Consider the following 19,519-nt stretch of genomic DNA (forward strand, 5'->3'; position numbering starts at 1 on the left):
TAGCGGGGCGTTTTCGTATATGGCTGAACAGAGGAGAGACCACTATGCCAACCCGAGTAGTCCGCTGGCTTCGGACACTGACGGCCCCGTATCGACGCAGCATTCAGCTCAAGCTGATTTTGACGATGATCGTCCTTTCTGTGCTGCCGGTTATTGCCGTCACGGCGCTGGCTGCGGAAAAAAGCAGATCGTCGATGGAAACCGAAGTGGTGGAGACGAATATGTCCAACATGAAATGGACGGGGATCTATGTCAGCGACCAGTTAGATCGTCTGAACCACCTGATTTACAGCATTCAGATCAGCCCCGATCTGAGTGATTATTTGAATGAGCGTGAGCCGGGCAATCTTTCCAGCCAATTTAATGCACAGCGAAAAATGCTCAATACGCTGGCGAATGTATATTATTCGGCCGGGAGCCATGTAATCGGCATCCAGCTCTATTTGAAGCAGCCACAAACGCTGTTTACCTTCAATGGTATGCAAAATGACATTACGACGGTGAACGGTATACCCCCTCAGTATGCCGAGATGTGGAAAGCGAATAAGGATTATTCGATTCGCACAAGCCACGCTGACCCGGAACGATTTACACTGACGCGCAGTATTCGGCGTTTTGAAGATCAGAAGCAGACGGGAGCTATTTCGCTGGATGTGCTGTGGTCCCAATTCGATCAGACGCTGGGTTTGCTGGGGCGGGGAGACCAGCATCAGGTTTTTATTACAGATTCAGATGAAAAGGTGATGTATCCGTCGCAGGTCCACCAGTCGCCTCCTGCGGAGGTACTAACAGCACTGCGTGATGTTCGGCCGGGTCCGGGAATGATCAAGACAGCCGGTAATTATGTATTTTATAATGATTTGGATGTGGTAGGGCTGCGGCTGGTCAAAATCGTACCGACTTCCTCCATTAACCACAGCGCTTTTTCGACCATGCTGTACGGGATTATTATCGGCGGGATCTCCATATTGGTTTCGATCTGCATTGCTGTCTTTATTGCCTGGCGTACTGCACGTCCGATTGTCCAATTGGCGCGTTCGGTGCAGGAGCTGGATATGATCAAGGGACCTGCCGGAGAACCCAGTACACGCCCGGATGAGATTGGGTTGCTGGAAAGAAGTCTGCATGGCATGGCAGGACGAATCCGCGAGCATATCCAGACGGAATACAGTATGAATTTGCAAAAAAAGACGGCTGAGCTAAAAGCGCTCCAGGCGCAGATTCACCCCCATTTTCTGCAAAATACGCTGCAAATGATCGGAAGCATGGTATTTTCCCAAAAGTCGGAGGACACGTATGAAGTGATTCGGTCGCTGAGTGAGATGTTCCGCTACGTGGTTCGGGAGCCGCAGGATATGGCCTCTTTACGCGCAGAAATTGACCATGTAGGCCACTATATGCGCATCCAGCAGCGGCGGTTTCCGCAACGACTGGTGTTTCAGGTGGAGACGGATGAACAGGCGCTGGATGTTCGTCTGCCCAAGCTGTCGCTTCAGCCGTTGCTGGAAAATGCGTTTCAGCACGGTTTGGATCGTAAGGCTGGAGCATGGCGGGTGGGAATCCGGGTGGAGATTATGGAAGAAGACATATGCATTACAGTCTGCGATAATGGTAGCGGCATGGCACCCGACAGACTGGAAGAAGTACGGGCACGGCTGGAACATGCATCGGAGGAGCCAATCTGGGCGCAGGGTAGCCATATTGGATTAAGCAATGTGGCTTCACGGATACGGATGAATTTTGGAGTGAATTACGGGGTGACGATAGACAGTGAGCCGGGAATCGGTACACGTGTCACCATCCGCATTCCATTCACATTAGCAGGGGAGGGAAATGGATGATCCGGGTATTAATCGTCGATGATGAGCCGTGGAACCGGGATATTATAAAGACATTTGGCGCATGGGAAAGGCTTGGAATGTCGGTGGTTGGTGAGGCTGAGGACGGGGATGAGGCGTTCAGGCTGGCCGGGGAATTGTCCCCGCAGATTGTGATTACCGACATGCGTATGCCAGGAGCGGACGGAGTGGAGCTGCTGCAAGCGCTGAATAACCATTTTCCCGATGTGAAAATCATTGTCGTGAGCGGCTATGACGACTTCGTGTATGCCAAACATGCCATTCGGTACAAGGCCGTTGATTACTTGCTGAAGCCCGTCAATCCCGTCGAGCTAAATGCAGTACTGCTTAAATGCAAAGACGATCTGGAGGCCAAGGCAGCGGAACAGCAGCAAGAGGCGGCGGAGCTGGACTATGAGTTCTTCCACAAGCTGTCCCGGTATAAGCAACTGCTGCGACTTTATTTTAATGAGCTGAACCGGGAAGGCGTACAAATGACCTGCAAGCAAATCTTGCAGGAGCTGGAGAGCTACGGGGAACCTGGTCCACATATGCTGGGCAGGCTGGTGCAGGAGCTTCTTTCCCAGCTTAAAGAGCTGGCAGTGTCCAACGGGCTGGATGCGCCCATTGCCAAGGCTGGATTTCCGCTTTCGCAGGACACGCTATCCTCTGTGGATCGTGCGCTGGAGTTCGTGTCGACATGTTATGTGCAGGAGCTGGAGCAGCTCATTCGACAGCGGAAGTATAAGAACAAGCTGAATCTGGAGGAGGTTCGTCGCTATATGGACAGCCACTTTGCCGAGCCGACTACACTGGAGCAACTGGCGAAAAACTTTTTTGTCAGCAAAGAGTATATGAGCAAGGTATTCAAGCAGGAGTATGGTCAAAATGTAACGGACTACATCGTACAGCGGAGAATGGAAAAGGCGCGGGAGTGGCTGGCAGATAAACAGATTTCGATTAAAGCGGTGGCGGAGATGGCGGGATATGAGGACGTATCGTATTTCTACCGGGTGTTTAAAAAGCATTTTGGCATGGCGCCCGGTGAAATGAGAAAAGAGCAATGATGTAGAGATGTTAACAGCCGTAGTTTAAAAAAATCCAATCCAACAGGCTAATGGTGTCCAATGGCAGAAGTGGCCTCCCATCCTATAATGAAAGCGTATACAAAACAAGTAGTACAAAGGAATTTAGCCTCTATGGAGCTTTAAGCGTCATCAGAGGTAAAGACGGCAGTAGCTGCTTTGAGTAACAACGGATTTCCAGTGGGTCACAGTTATTTTCAAAATAGGGGAGGTCATTTTGCATGAAATTATGGAAAGGTGTATTGAGCACGATGCTGGTTGGCACGTTGTTGGCCGGGTGTGGAGCGAATTCTTCAGGTAGTGACAGCAGCGGTTCCGGTGGAGACGGTAAAACGGTTAATCTCAAAATGTTTATCGCACAGCCCCGTTTGAAGGAGCATTACGATAAATATATTAATGCGTTCGTAGCGAAGGAAAAGAAAGATAAAAATATCGACGTTACGGTCCAATTGGAGATGCCGCCTTCCGACAATGCCGCACAAATTTTGAAGACAAGACTTGCATCCAACGATGCGCCGGATGTGTTCGCCCTGCATGCAGTGAATGAAATTCCTCCGTTTTATAAAGCGGGATATTTGGAGGACTTGTCTGGTCAGCCGTTTGTCGGTAAATTGCTGGATAGTGTGAAGCCTTCTGTGACGACGAAAGACGGGAAGGTCGTGGCAGTTCCTTTGGAAACGATTTCATGGGGGTACTTGTACAATAAAAAGATATTTAAGGACCTGGACTTGAAGCCACCGGGTACGCTGACCGAAATGAAGGCTGTGGTCGAGAAGCTGAAAGCGAATAATGTGAAGCCGTTCCTGCTGTCCTACAAGGAATCCTGGATTCCACAGTTATTCGTGCCGCTGACGGCGGGTGCGATGATGAACACACAGAATAAGGATTTTATCGACCGGATGAATCAGGATAAGGGCTCTTTTTCCGAAATGAAGAGTATGTTCGATATTATTGATCTGGTGAATAGCAACGGTACAGACAAGGCGCTGGAAATTGGCGGGGATGATGGATCGGCGGCCTTTGCTGCGGGGAAAGCAGCGATGTGGATTCAAGGGCCGTGGTTTGCGGAAACGATTTTAAAATCTGATCCGAAGATGGATTTTGGGGTAGCCCCACTGCCAATCAATGATGATCCGAATGCGACATTGATCAATCTGTCTACTTCGACTTCGCTGGCTGTATCCTCTACAAGCAAGAACAAGGAGGTTGCACTCGATTTTGTAAACTATGTGTTGGACGACAAGGATTCCAGCGCGTTCTATGAATCATTGAAATTCAACCCAATCTCTAAAGTGCATACGTTCAAAAGCTATCCTTGGGTCAATGACGCTACCGAATATGTGAAGGCAGGCAAGTCGTATCAAGATCCGTCCATCCCGCAAGCGGTCAAGGATGAGGCAGGCAAATCGCTGCAATCCTATTATGCAGGCCAGCTCTCGCAGGATGACGTGATTAAGGCGCTGGATAAGGCATGGAAATCGTATAACAAAGTGAACAAGTAACGGAAACCTACAGAAATACATCAGGAGGGGGAGACTCCATGCCCTTTAAAATCTATAAAAAATACGTGATGCTGCTGGCGTTTACCGCCCCGGCGCTGATCTTTTACGCCATCTTCCTGCTCATTCCGACGGTCAGCGGCATGTACTACAGCTTTACAGACTGGAACGGTTTGAATCCGAATTACAGCTTTATCGGCTTGGGGAACTTTGTGGAGGCGCTGAAGGAGGACCCGGATTTTCTAAATTCACTCTGGTTCACACTCAAATATGTACTGGTCATGATTGTACTGCAAAATGTGCTGGCACTGGTGCTGGCAGTGCTGATTGAATCACGTACGCGCACCAAAGGATTTTTTCGGACGATATTTTTTATGCCCAATATGATCAGTACCATTATTAGCGCATTTATGTGGACGTTCGTGTTTTCCTCCGTGCTGCCGCAGATTGCCGAAAAGACAGCTATCGCCTTTTTGGGCCAATCGTGGCTGGGCGATCCGAAGGTATCTTTCTTTTCCATCATTATTGTGTCGCTCTGGAATGGTGTCGGCTATATGATGATCATTTATCTGGCTGCGCTTCAGGGTGTACCGCAAAGCTTGAAGGAGGCCGCTATTATTGACGGGGCGAACGCGTTTCAGACCTTGCGAAGCGTGACGCTGCCAATGATTACCCATGCGATTACGATCTGTTTCTTCCTGACGCTGAACGGCGCCTTCAAGGTCTACGAGGTCGTCTATGGACTGACTGGCGGAGGGCCGGGGCGCAGTACGCAGGTAATTACGATGAATATTTATGAGGAGGCGTTTTCCAACAACTTCCGTTATGGTTATGCAAGCGCCAAATCCGTTATTTTGTTCGCCATCGTTCTGATCTTCACGCTAATCCAGTTACGTGTGATGAAGAAGAGGGAGGTGGAGGCATGAGTCTGAAAAAAGCCAACTCCTTGTTGATTACGCTGATCCTCTGCGTGGGCGCTGTGGTGTCCTTCTTCCCGATCTACATGGCGGTGATTAATTCCTTTAAAACGCAGGGTGAGATGTTCGCATCCTTTACGTCGCTGCCGACGAAGCTTCATTTTGAAAATTACAGTCAGGCTTTTCACCAGACCCATTTGCTGAATAGCGCCCTCAATTCCACGATTATTTCTTTTATCGGCATTGGCGGTATCGTGATCTGTTCGGCGTTGGCGGGCTACAAGCTCTCTCGTACACGAGGGAAAATGAGCAGTGCGATCTTCTTCCTGTTTGTCGCATCCATGCTGGTACCGTTTCATTCCATTATGATACCGCTTACACGGATGGCGAAAAATTTGTCCGTCCAAGGCAGTACGTATGGTTTGGCACTGATCTATATCGGTTTGGGTGTGAATATGGCGATCTTTTTATATCACGGATTCGTTAAATCCATCCCGCGTGAGCTGGAGGAATCGGCACAAATGGACGGCTGTAATGAGTTCCAAACGTTCTTCCGTATTATATTTCCTTTGCTGCTGCCGATCACGGTCACGATTGCGATTTTGGATTTCCTGTGGATTTGGAACGACTTTTTGCTTCCGTTGTTGATGCTGACGGATGTGAACCACTACACCCTGATCCTTTCGACAAACATGCTGTTCGGGGAGTATAACAAGGACTGGTCGCTCATTCTGGCCGCACTTGTACTGACCTCCATCCCGGTAATCCTGATCTATTCGTTCTTCCAAAAATTCATCATGGAGGGCATTGCGGAGGGAGCGATTAAGGGATAAAGTGGAAAGCCTTCCTATCAACAAGGAAGGCTTTTTTTCTGACTCAGCTTTTTTTTGCGCCAACGTTTCAATAAAAAGATAGGAAGGGTTACAACCAGCTCCTTGATCTACCTACCCACCCAGGATTGTTCGGATTTAATGTGATAAAACAATAAGCCTCAGAATAACGAGGCCACTGAAAAAGTAACTCTTAAAATTTAAAAGGTATAGTTCCTCAATTTTTTGTTTTATTATCTCTGCCTTTTCTCCAGCCCACAATACCTAAGAAATAATAACTAAAAAATGGTTAGAAGAGGGAATCCTACGATTTTCCAAATTTTTCCGTTCATAGTTATTCGGAAGGTACAACATGAAGGTTATTGACCACCCATAGGTTTAAAAAGAAACAGAGAATAAAGATCGATAAAATGGCCACGACAATGATTAAAATAGTTTTCTTATTCATTTTCCAAGTTAGATTCTAAAAACTTGATCCCAACAGTATCTATCATTTTAAAATCCCCCTTCAATGCACAGTAAGTACGATTATAGAGCAAAGTCAACTATCCCTCAGCCATTTTTTGAGTGACTTTTATTTTTACTCCAGCTATACAGGATGCGACCAATAACGACTGTACATCCAACAATAAGGACTGTTGTATGCCATGTCCACGCCTGTAGTCCGCTAAGAAAAACAGGAGTTACACCCAAAGCGACTGCAAAAACAAGTCCTATAATGGTTACTATATCTGGAGCTCTGCTGTCCTTTCCTCTAGATCTCTTAAAGATGTTAAACAGTAAACTGCCAGCAAGGATTAAAACAAGGATCACAAACAAATAGACATTCATTAAATCACCCCTTACTTGTAATATCGTAGTAACCGACATGTAAATTGAGGGTTACACCTCGTCCCTGGTTGTTGGCTTCGATGATAGCGGCTGGCAAAGTTGTGCCTTGTAATCCAGGCACTGCCGCCATTAAAGCAAAGACCAGAGACGATGTGGACTGTGTATTTTTAGCTTATAATAAAAAGTAAAAGCGAAATTACTATCAAAGTTAGATATATACTAGAAACCAGTTTTCCAATTTTAGCTCCAAATTCTTTAGGATTTTTATATCCAATGATTAAACTGGGAATAAGGAAAATACTGGATAGAAAAATGGTGTAGTGAAACCCAGTATTATCAACATTATTAGACCATGCGGGCAATCCTAAAAAGGAAAGCAACTGGTCTCCAAATATGTAATTGCCAAATTCAAAAGAAACAGCCATGCCAAGAAGAGCTAAAAGTAGTGAAAGTGTTCCCCAACCTACTTTTTTTTTGTTTTTCTTTAGAAAATTGAATATAATTAGTAAAATCGCAATGGCTTGTATGCTGTATGTCAATATTGATGAAAAAGAATGCTCCATGAAGCACCTCCTTGAAGTATTTGTCTATGTGTTATACCATTTACACTTTCAGAGTATAATGTCCCGGTGTATGCGGCTGGAGTTATACATACTAGGGAGACGCTTCCGGTTCCCAGAAGCATCTTTTTTCATTCAGCATATGAACTTACAAATGGGTCTTGTTCCGATTTCTTTTAGTAATCCACCTTCTGATAGTAACCAACAAAAAGGTAAAAAGAGCGATGAAAATAATAATACCGACAATCGTCACAATCATAGCAGTAGACACATCTGCCAACTCCCTCACTCATTTCAATTAACTGTTAATTGTATAAATATTTTAACTTATCTCAACTTATGAGATATATTTTTTCCCAGGCGTGTTAAGCACGTGCCTATGCTGTTTGGAACCACGGAAAATGCTGTGTACGGACAGCTTTTCTCAGCACTTATCGTATACGTATTGTTGAAGACCCACTTTGATGTTGCTGTTGTTGCATTTATCCCTTATCTACTCCCGTTTGTTTTTATTATTTATTAATTCATCATTTATATTAAGAAGAATGCCTATTATGATAGATCCATAGAAATAAAGTGCACTAGCGTTGGGTCCTTCAAAAATATTAATACCCATTGCTCCAAAAATCCAAGACAGTATCCATACAGCAACGAAGGTGCCAATAATATAGAATGCAATCATAGCTGTTCTCCCTTCAATTGATGATTATTTTATAATAAACCAACTTTAAGAATGAAGATCTGTTTAGTTCGTAATAATAAATCCTCCAACCATTCTATGAATAATTGAAGGATTTATTCGCTATGATTCTAAAAACTTTTAAATCGTAAAATTAAATCGACCAGTATAGTCAACTTTGCCAGTTCCACTAAAGGAGACAACTCCAAAGCTTAAACCAACGCCTGTAGTGAATCCAGGTAGGGTTCTTATGTGAATATCCTACTGCAATTGCTGTATTTATCCCTTGGGACGAAGTAGGATATCTCAATTTTTTGTTTTATTATCTCTGCCTTTTCTCCAGCCATACAGGATGCGTCCAATAACAAGAGCAGAACCAAGCACAACGACTGTATAGTGCCAAGTCCACTCTTGTATGCCACCGAGAAGGACAGGAGTGATGCCTAACGCCAGTCCGATCACTAATCCTATAATTGTTACTACATCAGGCGCTTTACTACCTTCCCCTTGGCTTTTCTTAAAGATATTAAATAGTATGTTGCCAGCAATGATTGCAATAAAAAAGACAAGCAAATATATATTCATTTAGTATGCCTCAGTTCTCAGTTACTTGTTACTTCGAAGTATCCGGGGTGGAAATTAATAGTTACACCTCTTCCGTTATCGTTAGCCTTCAAACGATTTAGCATCAACGAAACTCCACTACTAAGTATTACCGATGGTACGCTGTTATTTGTTGCTTTGTCTCAGCATCCGAGAGAGTTAATGCATACCCCCACCAGTACCAATTACCATACATATTCGTACCAATCTCTTTGTAGTTAGGATTTGCGACAAGTTCCCCATTTTTTTGTTTTCAGAATCCCACTTTTAAGTTGTTCATTTACAGATTCAACAGCTTTTGAGTAGTTATCAAAGACTTTTTCGCTAACCGCTTCTTTCATTACTAAACAACCGTAACATAGATAAGGAATCATTTGTATAATTCTTTTGAATAAAATGTAAAATCATACTAAGGTACCATACTACCACATTTATCCTTTCGTTTATAAAATTCCTCTCACTCAAGGCATATATTTCTATCTTTATGAAAATAAGGATCATATGTCTTGGAGGGGTGTATACAATGAATGATGCGATAATGAAAAGAGATTTAGATAGCCTAGGGAGAGTTGTAATCCCAGTGGAAATAAGAAATCGGTTGGGTATCAACAAGAATACAGAAATGGAGTTTTTCATAACTGAAAGCGCTATTGTTATGCGTAGATTAGAAAGTGAATCATGTCTCCTATGCGGGGAAAACAAACAACTCATTCGCTTCAAAAAATCTTATGTATGTATCTACTGTGCAAATGGCCTCAAAGGGTACCCAATCCCAAAAAATCAGCTACCCTCTACATCAGAAGATATTCAAAATGTATCTGATGCACAAATGGTTAAGCTCCTGTTAGACCTCATGAAACAATATCCCGGTGCTTCCATGAAAACCTACGCGCAGCTGTTGAAGATTTCACCAACTTATGTCTCTTTCCTTAAAAGTAAGACGACTGAAATAGATCCCCCTAAATAAGACTAAGTGTTACAATAAATGGGCGAGCGACCTCGTCACAAGTTTCTCGCCCAGAACCATTGATTGTTTGAGTACACTAGAGTGACCAAAGCCATGTTTATTTTGGAGATCATACAGTTGTTGTCTAGCTACTTCTACCGCTAACACAAAAGACCTCCTATAATTAAGGAAGTCTTTTGTGTTTGGCCGCTGTGACAGGGCCTACAATAATTCAACTGTAAGTACGAAAAAGCATAAAGTCAAGTCCTATGGTGTTACGTTAGTAACAAGCTGAGAAATCCCTACAATAACCAAGAAAATGTAGATTAAAACAATTCCCAAAACAGACCCCACAATCTTCCATGCTTTTTTGTTCATAGTTATTGGGAAGGTACAACATGAAGATTATTGACCACCCATAGGTTTAAAAAGAAACCGAGAATAAAGATCGTTAAAATGACTCCAATTATAATAAAAATAGTTTTCTTTTTCATTAGTATTAGTCAAAATACCAAGTATGGTTAGTTAATGTCTCCCGGGTACTGACCAGTAGTACCCCAAGCTTCGCCTTCAACTTTGTTACCGTTGGCTCTGAATTGAATTACGTATTCCCCTGAAGGCATCCCATTAGGGAATGAACTAAGACTAGTCCACGTTAATGTGTCTCCTTTGCCAACAGTTTTATAGACATATTCTTTCCCGTTACCCTGCAAGCTCCAAGTGAGATTTGATGTTCCTTCATTCCGAACTTTAATCTTTACATGTCCATAACCTTTTTTAACAGTTAAGTTCATCGTCGGACTTGTCCCACCAAGAACCTCATGTACCTCTTGACCAGATTGTTGGATAACTATACCTCCACCATCCTTCGATACTTTGATTCCCTCAGTAGGAGCAGCAGCAGAAGCTGCGATTGGAGCTATTGCCGTAAGAGCCAGCACACCCGTAAGAATTACTGCTGTGTTTTTCAATTTTAACATACTAACACGCCCTTTTCTATTATTTGTATTAATAAACAACAGTAACATATATAAGGTATCATTTGTATATTTTTATTGAAAAAAATGTAAAATGATGCTAAAGCATTATATTACCACATTTACCCTTTATATTATGAAATTCCATTCATTAAAATCATATATTACTATACTTATTAAAATAAGGATCATGAAAATTGAAGGAGTGAACACATTGAGTGACGCGTTAATGGTAAGAAATTTAGACAGTTTGGGGAGAATTGTGATCCCTGTAGAAATAAGAAGGCGACTTGGCATTAAAACGGATACTCCAATGGAGTTTTTCGCTACCGAGGATTCCATCATCATGTATTAAGTAGGTAATTTATGTACATTTTCTCAAAAACAAATCGGAGGAGTGATGTCTTCACTAAGGCTATGCACTACATAAAAGGTGAGTAGTACCACCAAAGGTTACTCACCCAAATCTGCTACATTTAAACAGTCGGATTTTCTTTACGTCTATAATAAGTGTATTGATATTGATTGATAAGTTCGTCCAGAACCATTGATTGTTTGAGTACACTAGCGTGACCAAAGTCATATTTATTTTGGAGATCATGCAGTTTTTGTCTAGCTGCTTCTACATGGTGACTCAAAATGTTGTCGGTTTGCATCACAGTTCCCCCTTTGTACTCTTATTTTAGGAATTCATGTGGAAACCATTGAAAAGTATATGTTTGGTAAGCGTTCTATATATTCCAAAGAGAAAAGACGTACTCTAAGAGTACGTCCCTTAATTCACTTCATCTAAAATGGGTTACATTTCGCCGTGGTATGTCGGTTGATAGCTGGATTCTTTATCTTGAAATTGTAAGGGAACAGTTACAACTGCTACTAGCATCAGAACAGTTACTAAAAGGGTCTTACTCTTCGTCTTCACCCACAGCATTAGCCAATTTTCTGTAAAATGCCCTCGTGTTAGAAGGTGCATGTTCTTGAAAAGAAACAAAAAGCCTCATACACCTCATTGCTTGTATCCTGTTATTGATTGCAATAGATATTTCCATGCAAATCAACAGAGATCTAAACCCATCTGAAAACATACTTTTACGCAAATAATAGAGCGCTAACTTTCTTGAAAAATGTATAAAACGCTCTGTTATGAATCGTTGAGTATAAAAACTTTCAACTTTTTGTTGCTCCAGATAAGATGAAATATCCGCTTCGAATTGCTTTAGAATATCATCTACATCAAAATGATATCGGTTAGCAGCCTCAAGGATGTTATCAAGCGCGGGAAGAACCTCATCTTTTCTTGAAGAAATATAAGCTACATAATCGGGAAGCACGTTCCTGTCGCCCGAAAGAAGCTTATTTACATACATATTTACTACTGCCCAATCCTCATAATTCTTTTTCCATTTCAAGGTTTCTTCATCCGTATCCGTTACCCAGCTTAAATCAGAATACTTTCTAATATGATAAAATGCCTGTTCGTAATCTCTTCTTTCCCCACAGGCTTGCATTTGAAGTAAATGTGAGAATGCCCAGTAAGCAAACAAAGGGAAGCTTGGCTTCCTTGAATTCTCTTTTTTTACACGATGTTGCTGTTTGCTCAATTTGTATTGAATCGCAGCCTTTTCTCCCAAAGCTTTAGCGAATAATTCCACTTTGTCCCATTTACGTAACGAACGATATGTATTCGCTAAATCCTTTAAACCATCTAGTTGGTCTAGTTCGTCCAAACGAACAACGTAGATTCCAAACTGCACGGCTGCTTCATAGTTTTTTTCCACGTCATCCCCTTGCCTGCTCTGAAACAGGCGGTACTGACATAGAGCCAAGCGCTCCGAGTGCTGCTTATTTTCACTTAGAGCAACATTCTCATAAAGTATGGCCGCCGCCTCATACAAACCACCTTCAAAAAATTGTTCAGCCAGCTCAAATAATGGAGTAGCATAGCCCAACTTATCCAGTAACATATCCACGACCTGCTGAATGCAATCCAATTTATTCAATTTTGCGCAACTTTCCAAAAACGGACTCATTCTACGCCAGTTGGGACTAGCATCAGCCAAACATTCGGGGATATAACGTTCATAATAATAACCAATGGGATGCCCCATCACTTCTGTTAATCGATCCAACTGATAGACTGAAAACTTACGGTTACCATTAACGAGGCCGCTAACTGTGCCAGGATTCATATTTGATTTCCTAGCCAGATCGCTAATGTTTAAATCATGTTCGTTCATGTACTTTATCAATTCTGCGAGTATCGTGGTTGTATTGGACAAAATAAACGACCCCTTTAAAGGAAACTTATTAGGATATCAACCCTTTTAAAATAGGAACATCAGAATCAAATGCTAAAATGTCAATTTTGGAAATGAGTATACCATCTTTTGGGATGTTTTCATATACCTTTCAATACGGCGGTTGGAACGCGGAGCGGCCTTAGCCATACAATATTTCATCTGAATGTAAAAGGGGATGATGATGTTGGCTACCTTCTCGGCCGCCCTTCAAGTGAAAAAGCGGATGGCCAAGCGAGTCTTAAAAATGTCCGGTGTCCACGGCATCGGCGTAGGGTACAGGGACCCTGCTCATCCAAAAAGGGGGGCCGCTGTCATTGTGTACACAGACCGGCTGACCACAGCCTCTACCGGACTTCTGTCGGCCACAGCACTAGGCAAGCAAACGAGCGTTCCTGTCCGAATTGTAAAGTCTGGAAAGATGAAAGCCCATGCCACGGACTACATGACGCGTATACGCCCGGTCATCGCCGGCTACAGTGTCGGAACGATTGAAGGCTCCGGTACGACCGGGCTGGTCGTCGCGGTAACTGGAACGCCGGCTACACGTTATCTTTTCAGCAATAACCATGTACTCAACCCTTCCAATACAGACAATCGGGAGGCCACGCTTCAGCCAGGTGGAGCCGATGAGGGGACGGCTACCCGAGATCGTATAGGGCGGTTGTATCGTTATGTACGCTTAAACCCAACGGGAACCAATTTCATTGATGCGGCGCTTTCCTTGCCGACTCGCAACAGCTTGCTCAGTCCGCGTTACGCTACGGTAGGAGTAGTCCCGGGCCATGTGACCGCTTATCGTGTGGGAGAAAGATTCAAAAAGGTAGGGCGTACGACCGGATTGGTAAATGGCACAGTAGAGTCTGTTTATACGGATTTGCAAATTAATTACGGCGGAAGCTTGGGGCTGCTGACCTTCGAGGACCAGACCGTTATTAGAGGTACCACCCCTGTATCGCTGCCTGGGGATTCCGGCTCTGTCTGGCTCAGACAGTCGGATAATTATGCGGCAGCGGTCAATTTTGCAGGCACGGCAGATGGTCGTCTGTCCATTGCTTTCCCGGTGCAGTGGTTCATGCAGGCGTTCAACACACGGGTAGCCCGCCCCGTCGGGGCAGGCAGGGTGCGCAGAGTAGATACAGGATCATCCCCACGCTCTTATACAAGACAGCTCACCAGCGAGGAATTGGCACGTTTGAAGCCAAGAACAACGCGGATTAGACGGAGCTAACGAGAGCCGCCGCCTTTTTTACTCAAATGAATAGGACATAAATCATTCACGGCACGAATCATTCACAGCTTAAAAAGTTAATGGCATAAAATAATTATATCCGCTTAGTCTGCTCTTTCAGCATACGAACTGGCTACCATGTTAGGGACTACAACGCTTACCTGCTCGGTTTAAATGCAGCTATTGAAGCTGCTCGCGTCGGAGCGGCCGGGGCCGCTACCTGATTACCTGACTGTAGAAAGCTTGGGAGTCGCGCTGGGTAGCGTGGCTTTTTTTCATTTTGCAGGTACATATATAAAGCCATTGTTACTGCGTCGCATCATCATATAAACTAGACATATGCCGGAATAAGCACTCAGAAGGTGGAGATAGCTATGGAAATTAAGATAGAGTTGCCGAAAATCCCTTCAGACTTATCTGTATTATCCGATGAAATGTACTCCTTGCGATCCAAGGATGAGTTTAGCACGGGGTCTGTAGAGGATATGACTATGGATCATGTGGAAGCTGCCAGGGTTTCATTTGAGAAGATGGTTTTTAAAAATGTTACGATTATGGAATCGTCATTGCCGGAAAGTGAATGGACAGATGTTATTTTCGATAAATGCGACCTGTCTAATATTAACTTTTCCGGTTCCTTTATTCACCGGGTAGAGTTCAGAAATTGCAAGCTGCTCGGAACAGACTTCTCCAGAAGCAGACTCCAAAATGTCCGTTTTCTGGATTGCTTAGGGGATTATTCAATGTTTCGCTTTGCCAATTTCAAGCACGTTGGATTTGAGGATTGTTCATTGATAAGCTCCGACCTTTATCATTTGACGCTACAAAAAACCTTTTTTACCCGTTGCAATATGGATCAGGCCATGCTGTCGGGGTCCAAGCTCAGGGGGATTGATCTGAGCGATTGCGAATTCGATGGACTACAGGTGGATATCGAAGACCTGGACGGGTGCATGATCTCTCCGCATCAAGCCTCGTCTTTTGTGGGGCTGTTAGGGCTAGTGATTAAATAAGGGGGATCATTATGTTTCAGTATCAGGAGCAGCAATATGAGGGCATTGATTATAGCGGGAAAGATTTAAGGGATGGTGAACTTATTCGTTGCACCTTTGAACGTTGTACTTTTACGAACGGTTCGTTGGAGGAAATCATGACCAGCGAATGTCGTTTTATCGAATGTGATTTTCAAGGAGCGCTGTTGAACGGTTCCATTCATACTGAATCAGCTTTTATAAATTGTAACTTTATTGAAGCCAACCTGTTCGTCTCCAAATTCAGCAATTGTAAAATGACGGGCTCGGACTTTTCAAAAGCAAAAATAGACGGCATTACGCTCGTTCAGGGGGATTGGTCATATACCAATTTGCGGCAGGCCCGGCTGGAAAAGCAGGATTTGAGAGGAGTACGCTTTTATGAAGCGGATCTCTCGGATGCCAATCTGCAGAAGGCAGACCTCAGAGATTGCGACCTGACCAGAGCTATTTTAGCTCATGCCAAGCTACAGGGAGCCGATTTACGTGGTGCTACTATGGATGGAGTCGATTTTAAAGCACTTGTTGTCAAAGGTGCACGGATGGATCAAGACCAGGCGCTAGCGTTCTTGCGTTCATATGGTGCGAAGGTCGATTAAGGCGAGGGTTCCACTCATTTTTTAATACGATCCCAAGCCTGGAGCAGACGGTTAATGCCTTCAATCATTTGGTGTTCCGTTAAATGGGCAAAAATAAAACAGGCGGATGGTGGGCCTGGTGTCAGTTGGTAGTCGGCTGCATCACGCCATGTGACTCCGAAAGACAGTGCTGCCTGCATCAATTGCTGATACTGAGCAGGCTCATGCTTCCAGACCGCATAGGCATGCAGGCCGCAGTCAGTCTGATGCCAGTGAAACAGTCCACTCAACTGCTGCATTTCGCGCTGGAACATCTCGTAACGTGATCTGTACATCCGGGTCATCCGGCGCAGATGGCGAACATAGTCGCCGCGTATCATAAAGCGTGCCAGTGCGCGCTGTTCCAGACGGGCAGGCGGCAACGGGTCATATAGCCGTTTGGCGGCTGTTAGCGCTTGGGCCAGTGCAGCGGGCAGAATAGCGTAGCCCAGTCGAAGACTGCTGAACATGCTTTTGGAAAAGGAGCCGACATAGATGACACAATCCGCGCGATCTAGTGCTTTCAGCGGTTCAATCGGTCGTCCTGCCCAACGGAATTCGCTGTCATAGTCATCTTCGATAATCCACGCGCCTCTGGACACCGCCCATTGCAAAATATGTTGACGGCGTGCTAATGGCAACACAGCTCCGGTTGGAAACTGTCGTCCCGGTGTAACAAATAGTAAGCTGGAATCCCAATCCTGCGGAATAATTCCTTGTTGATCCAGCTCAGCAGCTTGTACCTGTCCGCCCGATGCAGTAACCGCACGATGGATACCAGGGTAACAAGGATTTTCCAGCACGATGGGATCTTGCTCATTAATAAGCAATTGGCATAATAACGTGATCACTTCCATGGAACCACTGCATAATACGACTTGCTCCGGGTGGGCCGTAATTCCCCGTGTTCTTCCAACATGCTGACAGATCGCTTCGCGCAACCATTCATCACCATTCACCGGTGCTGTCATCAAGGCAGACGAAGGCTTTTGCAGGTCTTTGCCAGCGGCAGCCATTGCGCTTTTCCATGCGGTCAGTGAACTGCCTTCCAACACCACTTCTCCTGCCTGAAAGGAAATCAAGGGTTGTTGAGCCTCATCTTCATTCACAGCAGAAGCAGAAGACGGTTGTGACTCTCTTTCCATCTGCATGATCCGTTGTCCCCATGCTGACAAAGCTGGGGTTGTTTGTTTTACAGAAGGTGCTTGCTGGCTCTGCTTATCAATCTGTGACTTGTCCGGCAGCATCGCTGTCTGTTCAATGACAAAGGTCCCTCTGCCTACCGCCGTTTCCACATATCCTTCTGCCAATAGCATATCGTAGGCTTCTGCAACACTCCCCCGCGAAATTCCATACATCACAGCCAAATCACGACTGGAAGGCAGGCGCGTGCCGCTGGCAAGTGATCCGTTCAGAATTCCTTCCCGAAGGGCATGATACAAGGCCAAATATTTATGATGATACAGTTGAATAGCACGCTGATAAGCAATCGTAATATCCATATCCTTCTCCTTCCATTGGACTACTCATTTTCGATCATATTGGATCTATTCATTGATCCATTTTCAACATAATCTGAAATGTATCGCTGGTCAATAGACGAAAGGAGCATGATCCATGAGAAGAAAAGAATTTACGGTGGCAGAAGAAGAGGAAATAGAGCTATTTCTGAGCGAGGTCAGCTTCGGTTTTCTGGGCATGAATAGCGAGGATGGGTTCCCGCGGGTTGTACCCTTGAATTTTGCCTATGGAAATGGTGTTTTTTATATTCATGGCAGCCGTGCCGGAGAGAAGATGGAACGGATGAAGGAGGACAACAGGGTTACTTTTTCCGCTGCCAGAGAGTATGCACTCATTCCGTCTTATTTTACAGATGAACATATGGCGTGTCCGGCGACTTCATTTTTTAAAAGTATTACTGTGCGAGGTCATGCGGAACAGGTAGTGGAACTGGAAGAAAAGGCATCGGCATTTTCCATTTTTATGAGTAAGCTGCAACCGGAGGGCGGCTATGAACCTATCGATGCCAGCGATCCCCGGTATGCTTCACGTCTGAAAGGGGTCGCGCTGATCAAGATTGTACCGGATGAGTGGACCGCCAAATTCAAATTCGGGCAGAATGTTAAAGAGCAGGAACGTCAACAGATTATCGACGGTTTGCAAAACCGAGGGCTGGATGATGATCTGACAACCATTGAAATGATGCGCAAATATTGTCCTCACCACTGATCCGGCTTCATCTTTCCTGCTCGCTCACGGTCTAATTGGTTAATACTACCTTAAAGGGAGATGCCCTTATATTTTCAAAACCTTCATTTCTTTTGTATTAGGACTTTGGAAGGACAGGCATATATCATCCTCAAGCCCATTGTTCTTACCGCAAGGGAACTTTATAATACGATAGATTTGTGGAGTGAGGGGGCAGGGACCGTGACGAGAGCAGGAGTCAGAAGTCGGGAAGGTCGACGGTTGTTACTGGAGGCGGGGGCTGAGGAGTTCGCTCAGACCGGTTTTTATCATACCAAGGTAAGTTCGATCGCGGCGCGTGCAGGATTGACGCAACCGGATTTTTATATTCATTTTGAGAGTAAGGAACAAATGTATGAGGAGCTTGTTGAGAGCTTCCGAGTGTTGGTGAATGAGACGGTCCAATGCATGAAGGTGGAACCGGATCAAAGCCAAGCTGAAATTTTGAGCCGGGGGCTAGTGTTTCTGGAATCCATTTTTCGTATGTTATCCAATAATCCGGCGATAACCCGTGTCGGATTTTACCAGGCGTCCGACTCGGTGCGTATCAAGGCAGAAATGGCAGGTCATATTAAAAAGCATCTGCTTGCGGCACAACGATGGGGTTCTTGCCGCGAGGAATTGGACCCGGAGCTGACGGCGGAATGCGTCGTTGGCTTGATTGAACGGTTGACGTTAACCCAATTGCTGACTGGACGCGAAAGTCCATCCGTGCTTGCCAAGCAGACGCGAAACCTGCTGTATCACGGCATGCTGGCGCATGAAGGATAACGGAACCAAAGCGAAAGACCTACATTTGGGCGGGAGGCGCGGCATCTGTACCTATCATGGTTGGCAACATACGCATAAAATGCTTTTGTAAACCATGAAGGGAGGAATCAGTATGTCTGGAGTAGGCGCTGGTTATGGAGCTTTCACATCTACAGGAGCGATTCTGGTACTTTTCATTTTGCTCGTTATCATCTCTAAAGCATTCGTTATCTAACTCGTTGTTAACAATCTGAATTGAATTCCGGCGATGTATTTGTAATCAACGGAGGGAGGAGGAATTTGAGATGGGTGAAGTAGATAGAGGTTGTTGCGGTGGTGGCTACGGCATGTGGACTTCCACTGGTGTTATTCTGGTACTCTTCATTTTGCTGGTTATCATCACTCGCACTATGTTCATCTAATTTATATATTTCATGGGCTTGAGCGCCGATGCTTCGGGCCTATGAACCTGCAAGTCGAAACAGGAACCGTCTCCAATAGGGGCGGTTTCTTTTTTTTCAAAGTTAACGTTGACGTTAACGTTATATAGGCGTAGTATTTATATATAAACTTTTTCATAA

The 19,519-nt window shown here is 44.6% G+C and carries 21 protein-coding genes; 13 read left to right on the forward strand and 8 right to left on the reverse strand.

Features of this window, described 5'->3' with window-relative positions; genetic code table 11:
* Window positions 1-44: 44 nt before the first annotated feature.
* The 5 genes from AC0WRU_RS03755 (at window position 45) to AC0WRU_RS03775 (ending at window position 6,172) form a co-directional block, all read left to right on the forward strand.
* The gene (locus tag AC0WRU_RS03755) at window positions 45-1,841 is read left to right on the forward strand and encodes a sensor histidine kinase (RefSeq protein WP_476127279.1); all 1,797 of its coding nucleotides are present in this window, start codon (window positions 45-47) and stop codon (window positions 1,839-1,841) included.
* Window positions 1,838-2,905 (forward strand): response regulator transcription factor, encoded by a 1,068-nt coding sequence (locus AC0WRU_RS03760; protein ID WP_476127280.1) that lies wholly within the window; start codon window positions 1,838-1,840, stop codon window positions 2,903-2,905. Before AC0WRU_RS03755 ends, AC0WRU_RS03760 begins: the two co-directional genes overlap by 4 nt.
* 239 nt (window positions 2,906-3,144) lie before the next feature.
* Window positions 3,145-4,425 (forward strand): ABC transporter substrate-binding protein, encoded by a 1,281-nt coding sequence (locus AC0WRU_RS03765; RefSeq protein WP_476127281.1) that lies wholly within the window; start codon window positions 3,145-3,147, stop codon window positions 4,423-4,425.
* 38 nt (window positions 4,426-4,463) lie between these two features.
* Window positions 4,464-5,348, forward strand: a complete 885-nt coding sequence (locus AC0WRU_RS03770; protein WP_476127282.1) for a carbohydrate ABC transporter permease — start codon at window positions 4,464-4,466, stop codon at window positions 5,346-5,348.
* Complete coding sequence (locus AC0WRU_RS03775; RefSeq protein ID WP_025684374.1) at window positions 5,345-6,172, forward strand: carbohydrate ABC transporter permease; 828 nt, start codon at window positions 5,345-5,347, stop codon at window positions 6,170-6,172. Before AC0WRU_RS03770 ends, AC0WRU_RS03775 begins: the two co-directional genes overlap by 4 nt.
* Before the next feature lie 549 nt (window positions 6,173-6,721).
* On the opposite strand, the gene AC0WRU_RS03780 is transcribed toward AC0WRU_RS03775, so the two are convergent.
* The 4 genes from AC0WRU_RS03780 to AC0WRU_RS03795 all read right to left on the reverse strand — a co-directional run bounded on the left by AC0WRU_RS03780 (window position 6,722) and on the right by AC0WRU_RS03795 (window position 8,824).
* Window positions 6,722-7,000: a hypothetical protein gene (locus AC0WRU_RS03780; RefSeq protein ID WP_476127283.1), complete on the reverse strand. Its 279-nt coding sequence runs from the start codon at window positions 6,998-7,000 to the stop codon at window positions 6,722-6,724.
* Window positions 7,001-7,167: 167 nt separating this feature from the next.
* Window positions 7,168-7,563: a hypothetical protein gene (locus AC0WRU_RS03785; RefSeq protein ID WP_476127284.1), complete on the reverse strand. Its 396-nt coding sequence runs from the start codon at window positions 7,561-7,563 to the stop codon at window positions 7,168-7,170.
* A gap of 490 nt (window positions 7,564-8,053) precedes the next feature.
* The gene (locus tag AC0WRU_RS03790; protein ID WP_476127285.1) at window positions 8,054-8,242 is read right to left on the reverse strand and encodes a hypothetical protein; all 189 of its coding nucleotides are present in this window, start codon (window positions 8,240-8,242) and stop codon (window positions 8,054-8,056) included.
* Between the two features lie 303 nt (window positions 8,243-8,545).
* Window positions 8,546-8,824 carry a hypothetical protein gene (locus tag AC0WRU_RS03795; RefSeq protein WP_476127286.1) on the reverse strand — a complete coding sequence of 93 codons (279 nt, stop codon included), beginning with the start codon at window positions 8,822-8,824 and terminating at the stop codon, window positions 8,546-8,548.
* A gap of 541 nt (window positions 8,825-9,365) precedes the next feature.
* Here AC0WRU_RS03795 and AC0WRU_RS03800 point away from each other — a divergent pair.
* Window positions 9,366-9,809 (forward strand): AbrB/MazE/SpoVT family DNA-binding domain-containing protein, encoded by a 444-nt coding sequence (locus AC0WRU_RS03800; protein WP_476127287.1) that lies wholly within the window; start codon window positions 9,366-9,368, stop codon window positions 9,807-9,809.
* 500 nt (window positions 9,810-10,309) lie between these two features.
* Here the strand turns inward: AC0WRU_RS03800 and AC0WRU_RS03805 are convergent, their stop codons facing one another.
* The gene (locus AC0WRU_RS03805) at window positions 10,310-10,768 is read right to left on the reverse strand and encodes a hypothetical protein (protein ID WP_476127288.1); all 459 of its coding nucleotides are present in this window, start codon (window positions 10,766-10,768) and stop codon (window positions 10,310-10,312) included.
* A 226-nt stretch (window positions 10,769-10,994) separates the two neighbouring features.
* On the opposite strand from AC0WRU_RS03805, the gene AC0WRU_RS03810 reads away from it, so the two are divergent.
* Window positions 10,995-11,120 carry an AbrB/MazE/SpoVT family DNA-binding domain-containing protein gene (locus AC0WRU_RS03810; protein WP_476128557.1) on the forward strand — a complete coding sequence of 42 codons (126 nt, stop codon included), beginning with the start codon at window positions 10,995-10,997 and terminating at the stop codon, window positions 11,118-11,120.
* A 121-nt stretch (window positions 11,121-11,241) separates the two neighbouring features.
* Here the strand turns inward: AC0WRU_RS03810 and AC0WRU_RS03815 are convergent, their stop codons facing one another.
* Entirely contained in the window at window positions 11,242-11,421 is a 180-nt protein-coding gene (locus AC0WRU_RS03815; RefSeq protein ID WP_476127290.1) for an aspartyl-phosphate phosphatase Spo0E family protein, read from the reverse strand.
* 249 nt (window positions 11,422-11,670) lie between these two features.
* Window positions 11,671-13,044, reverse strand: coding sequence for a helix-turn-helix domain-containing protein (locus AC0WRU_RS03820; protein WP_476127291.1), 1,374 nt, complete (start codon window positions 13,042-13,044; stop codon window positions 11,671-11,673).
* 202 nt (window positions 13,045-13,246) lie between these two features.
* On the opposite strand from AC0WRU_RS03820, the gene AC0WRU_RS03825 reads away from it, so the two are divergent.
* From AC0WRU_RS03825 to AC0WRU_RS03835, 3 genes are all read left to right on the forward strand, one after another.
* On the forward strand, window positions 13,247-14,293 hold the full coding sequence (locus AC0WRU_RS03825) for a hypothetical protein (protein ID WP_025686561.1): 1,047 nt from the start codon (window positions 13,247-13,249) through the stop codon (window positions 14,291-14,293).
* Between the two features lie 374 nt (window positions 14,294-14,667).
* Window positions 14,668-15,306: a pentapeptide repeat-containing protein gene (locus tag AC0WRU_RS03830; RefSeq protein ID WP_476127292.1), complete on the forward strand. Its 639-nt coding sequence runs from the start codon at window positions 14,668-14,670 to the stop codon at window positions 15,304-15,306.
* 11 nt (window positions 15,307-15,317) lie between these two features.
* The gene (locus tag AC0WRU_RS03835; protein ID WP_025686563.1) at window positions 15,318-15,923 is read left to right on the forward strand and encodes a pentapeptide repeat-containing protein; all 606 of its coding nucleotides are present in this window, start codon (window positions 15,318-15,320) and stop codon (window positions 15,921-15,923) included.
* A 14-nt stretch (window positions 15,924-15,937) separates the two neighbouring features.
* On the opposite strand, the gene pdxR is transcribed toward AC0WRU_RS03835, so the two are convergent.
* Window positions 15,938-17,443 (reverse strand): MocR-like pyridoxine biosynthesis transcription factor PdxR, encoded by a 1,506-nt coding sequence (pdxR, locus tag AC0WRU_RS03840; protein WP_476127293.1) that lies wholly within the window; start codon window positions 17,441-17,443, stop codon window positions 15,938-15,940.
* 115 nt (window positions 17,444-17,558) lie between these two features.
* On the opposite strand from pdxR, the gene AC0WRU_RS03845 reads away from it, so the two are divergent.
* From AC0WRU_RS03845 to AC0WRU_RS03855, 3 genes are all read left to right on the forward strand, one after another.
* A complete protein-coding gene (locus AC0WRU_RS03845; protein WP_476127294.1) occupies window positions 17,559-18,170 on the forward strand; it encodes a pyridoxamine 5'-phosphate oxidase family protein in 612 nt (203 codons plus the stop codon).
* 201 nt (window positions 18,171-18,371) lie between these two features.
* Window positions 18,372-18,959: a TetR family transcriptional regulator gene (locus AC0WRU_RS03850; RefSeq protein WP_476127295.1), complete on the forward strand. Its 588-nt coding sequence runs from the start codon at window positions 18,372-18,374 to the stop codon at window positions 18,957-18,959.
* Window positions 18,960-19,071: 112 nt separating this feature from the next.
* Window positions 19,072-19,173, forward strand: a complete 102-nt coding sequence (locus AC0WRU_RS03855; RefSeq protein ID WP_014599460.1) for a hypothetical protein — start codon at window positions 19,072-19,074, stop codon at window positions 19,171-19,173.
* The last annotated feature ends 346 nt before the right edge of the window (window positions 19,174-19,519 follow it).

Source organism: Paenibacillus sp. 1-8 (assembly GCF_056316205.1).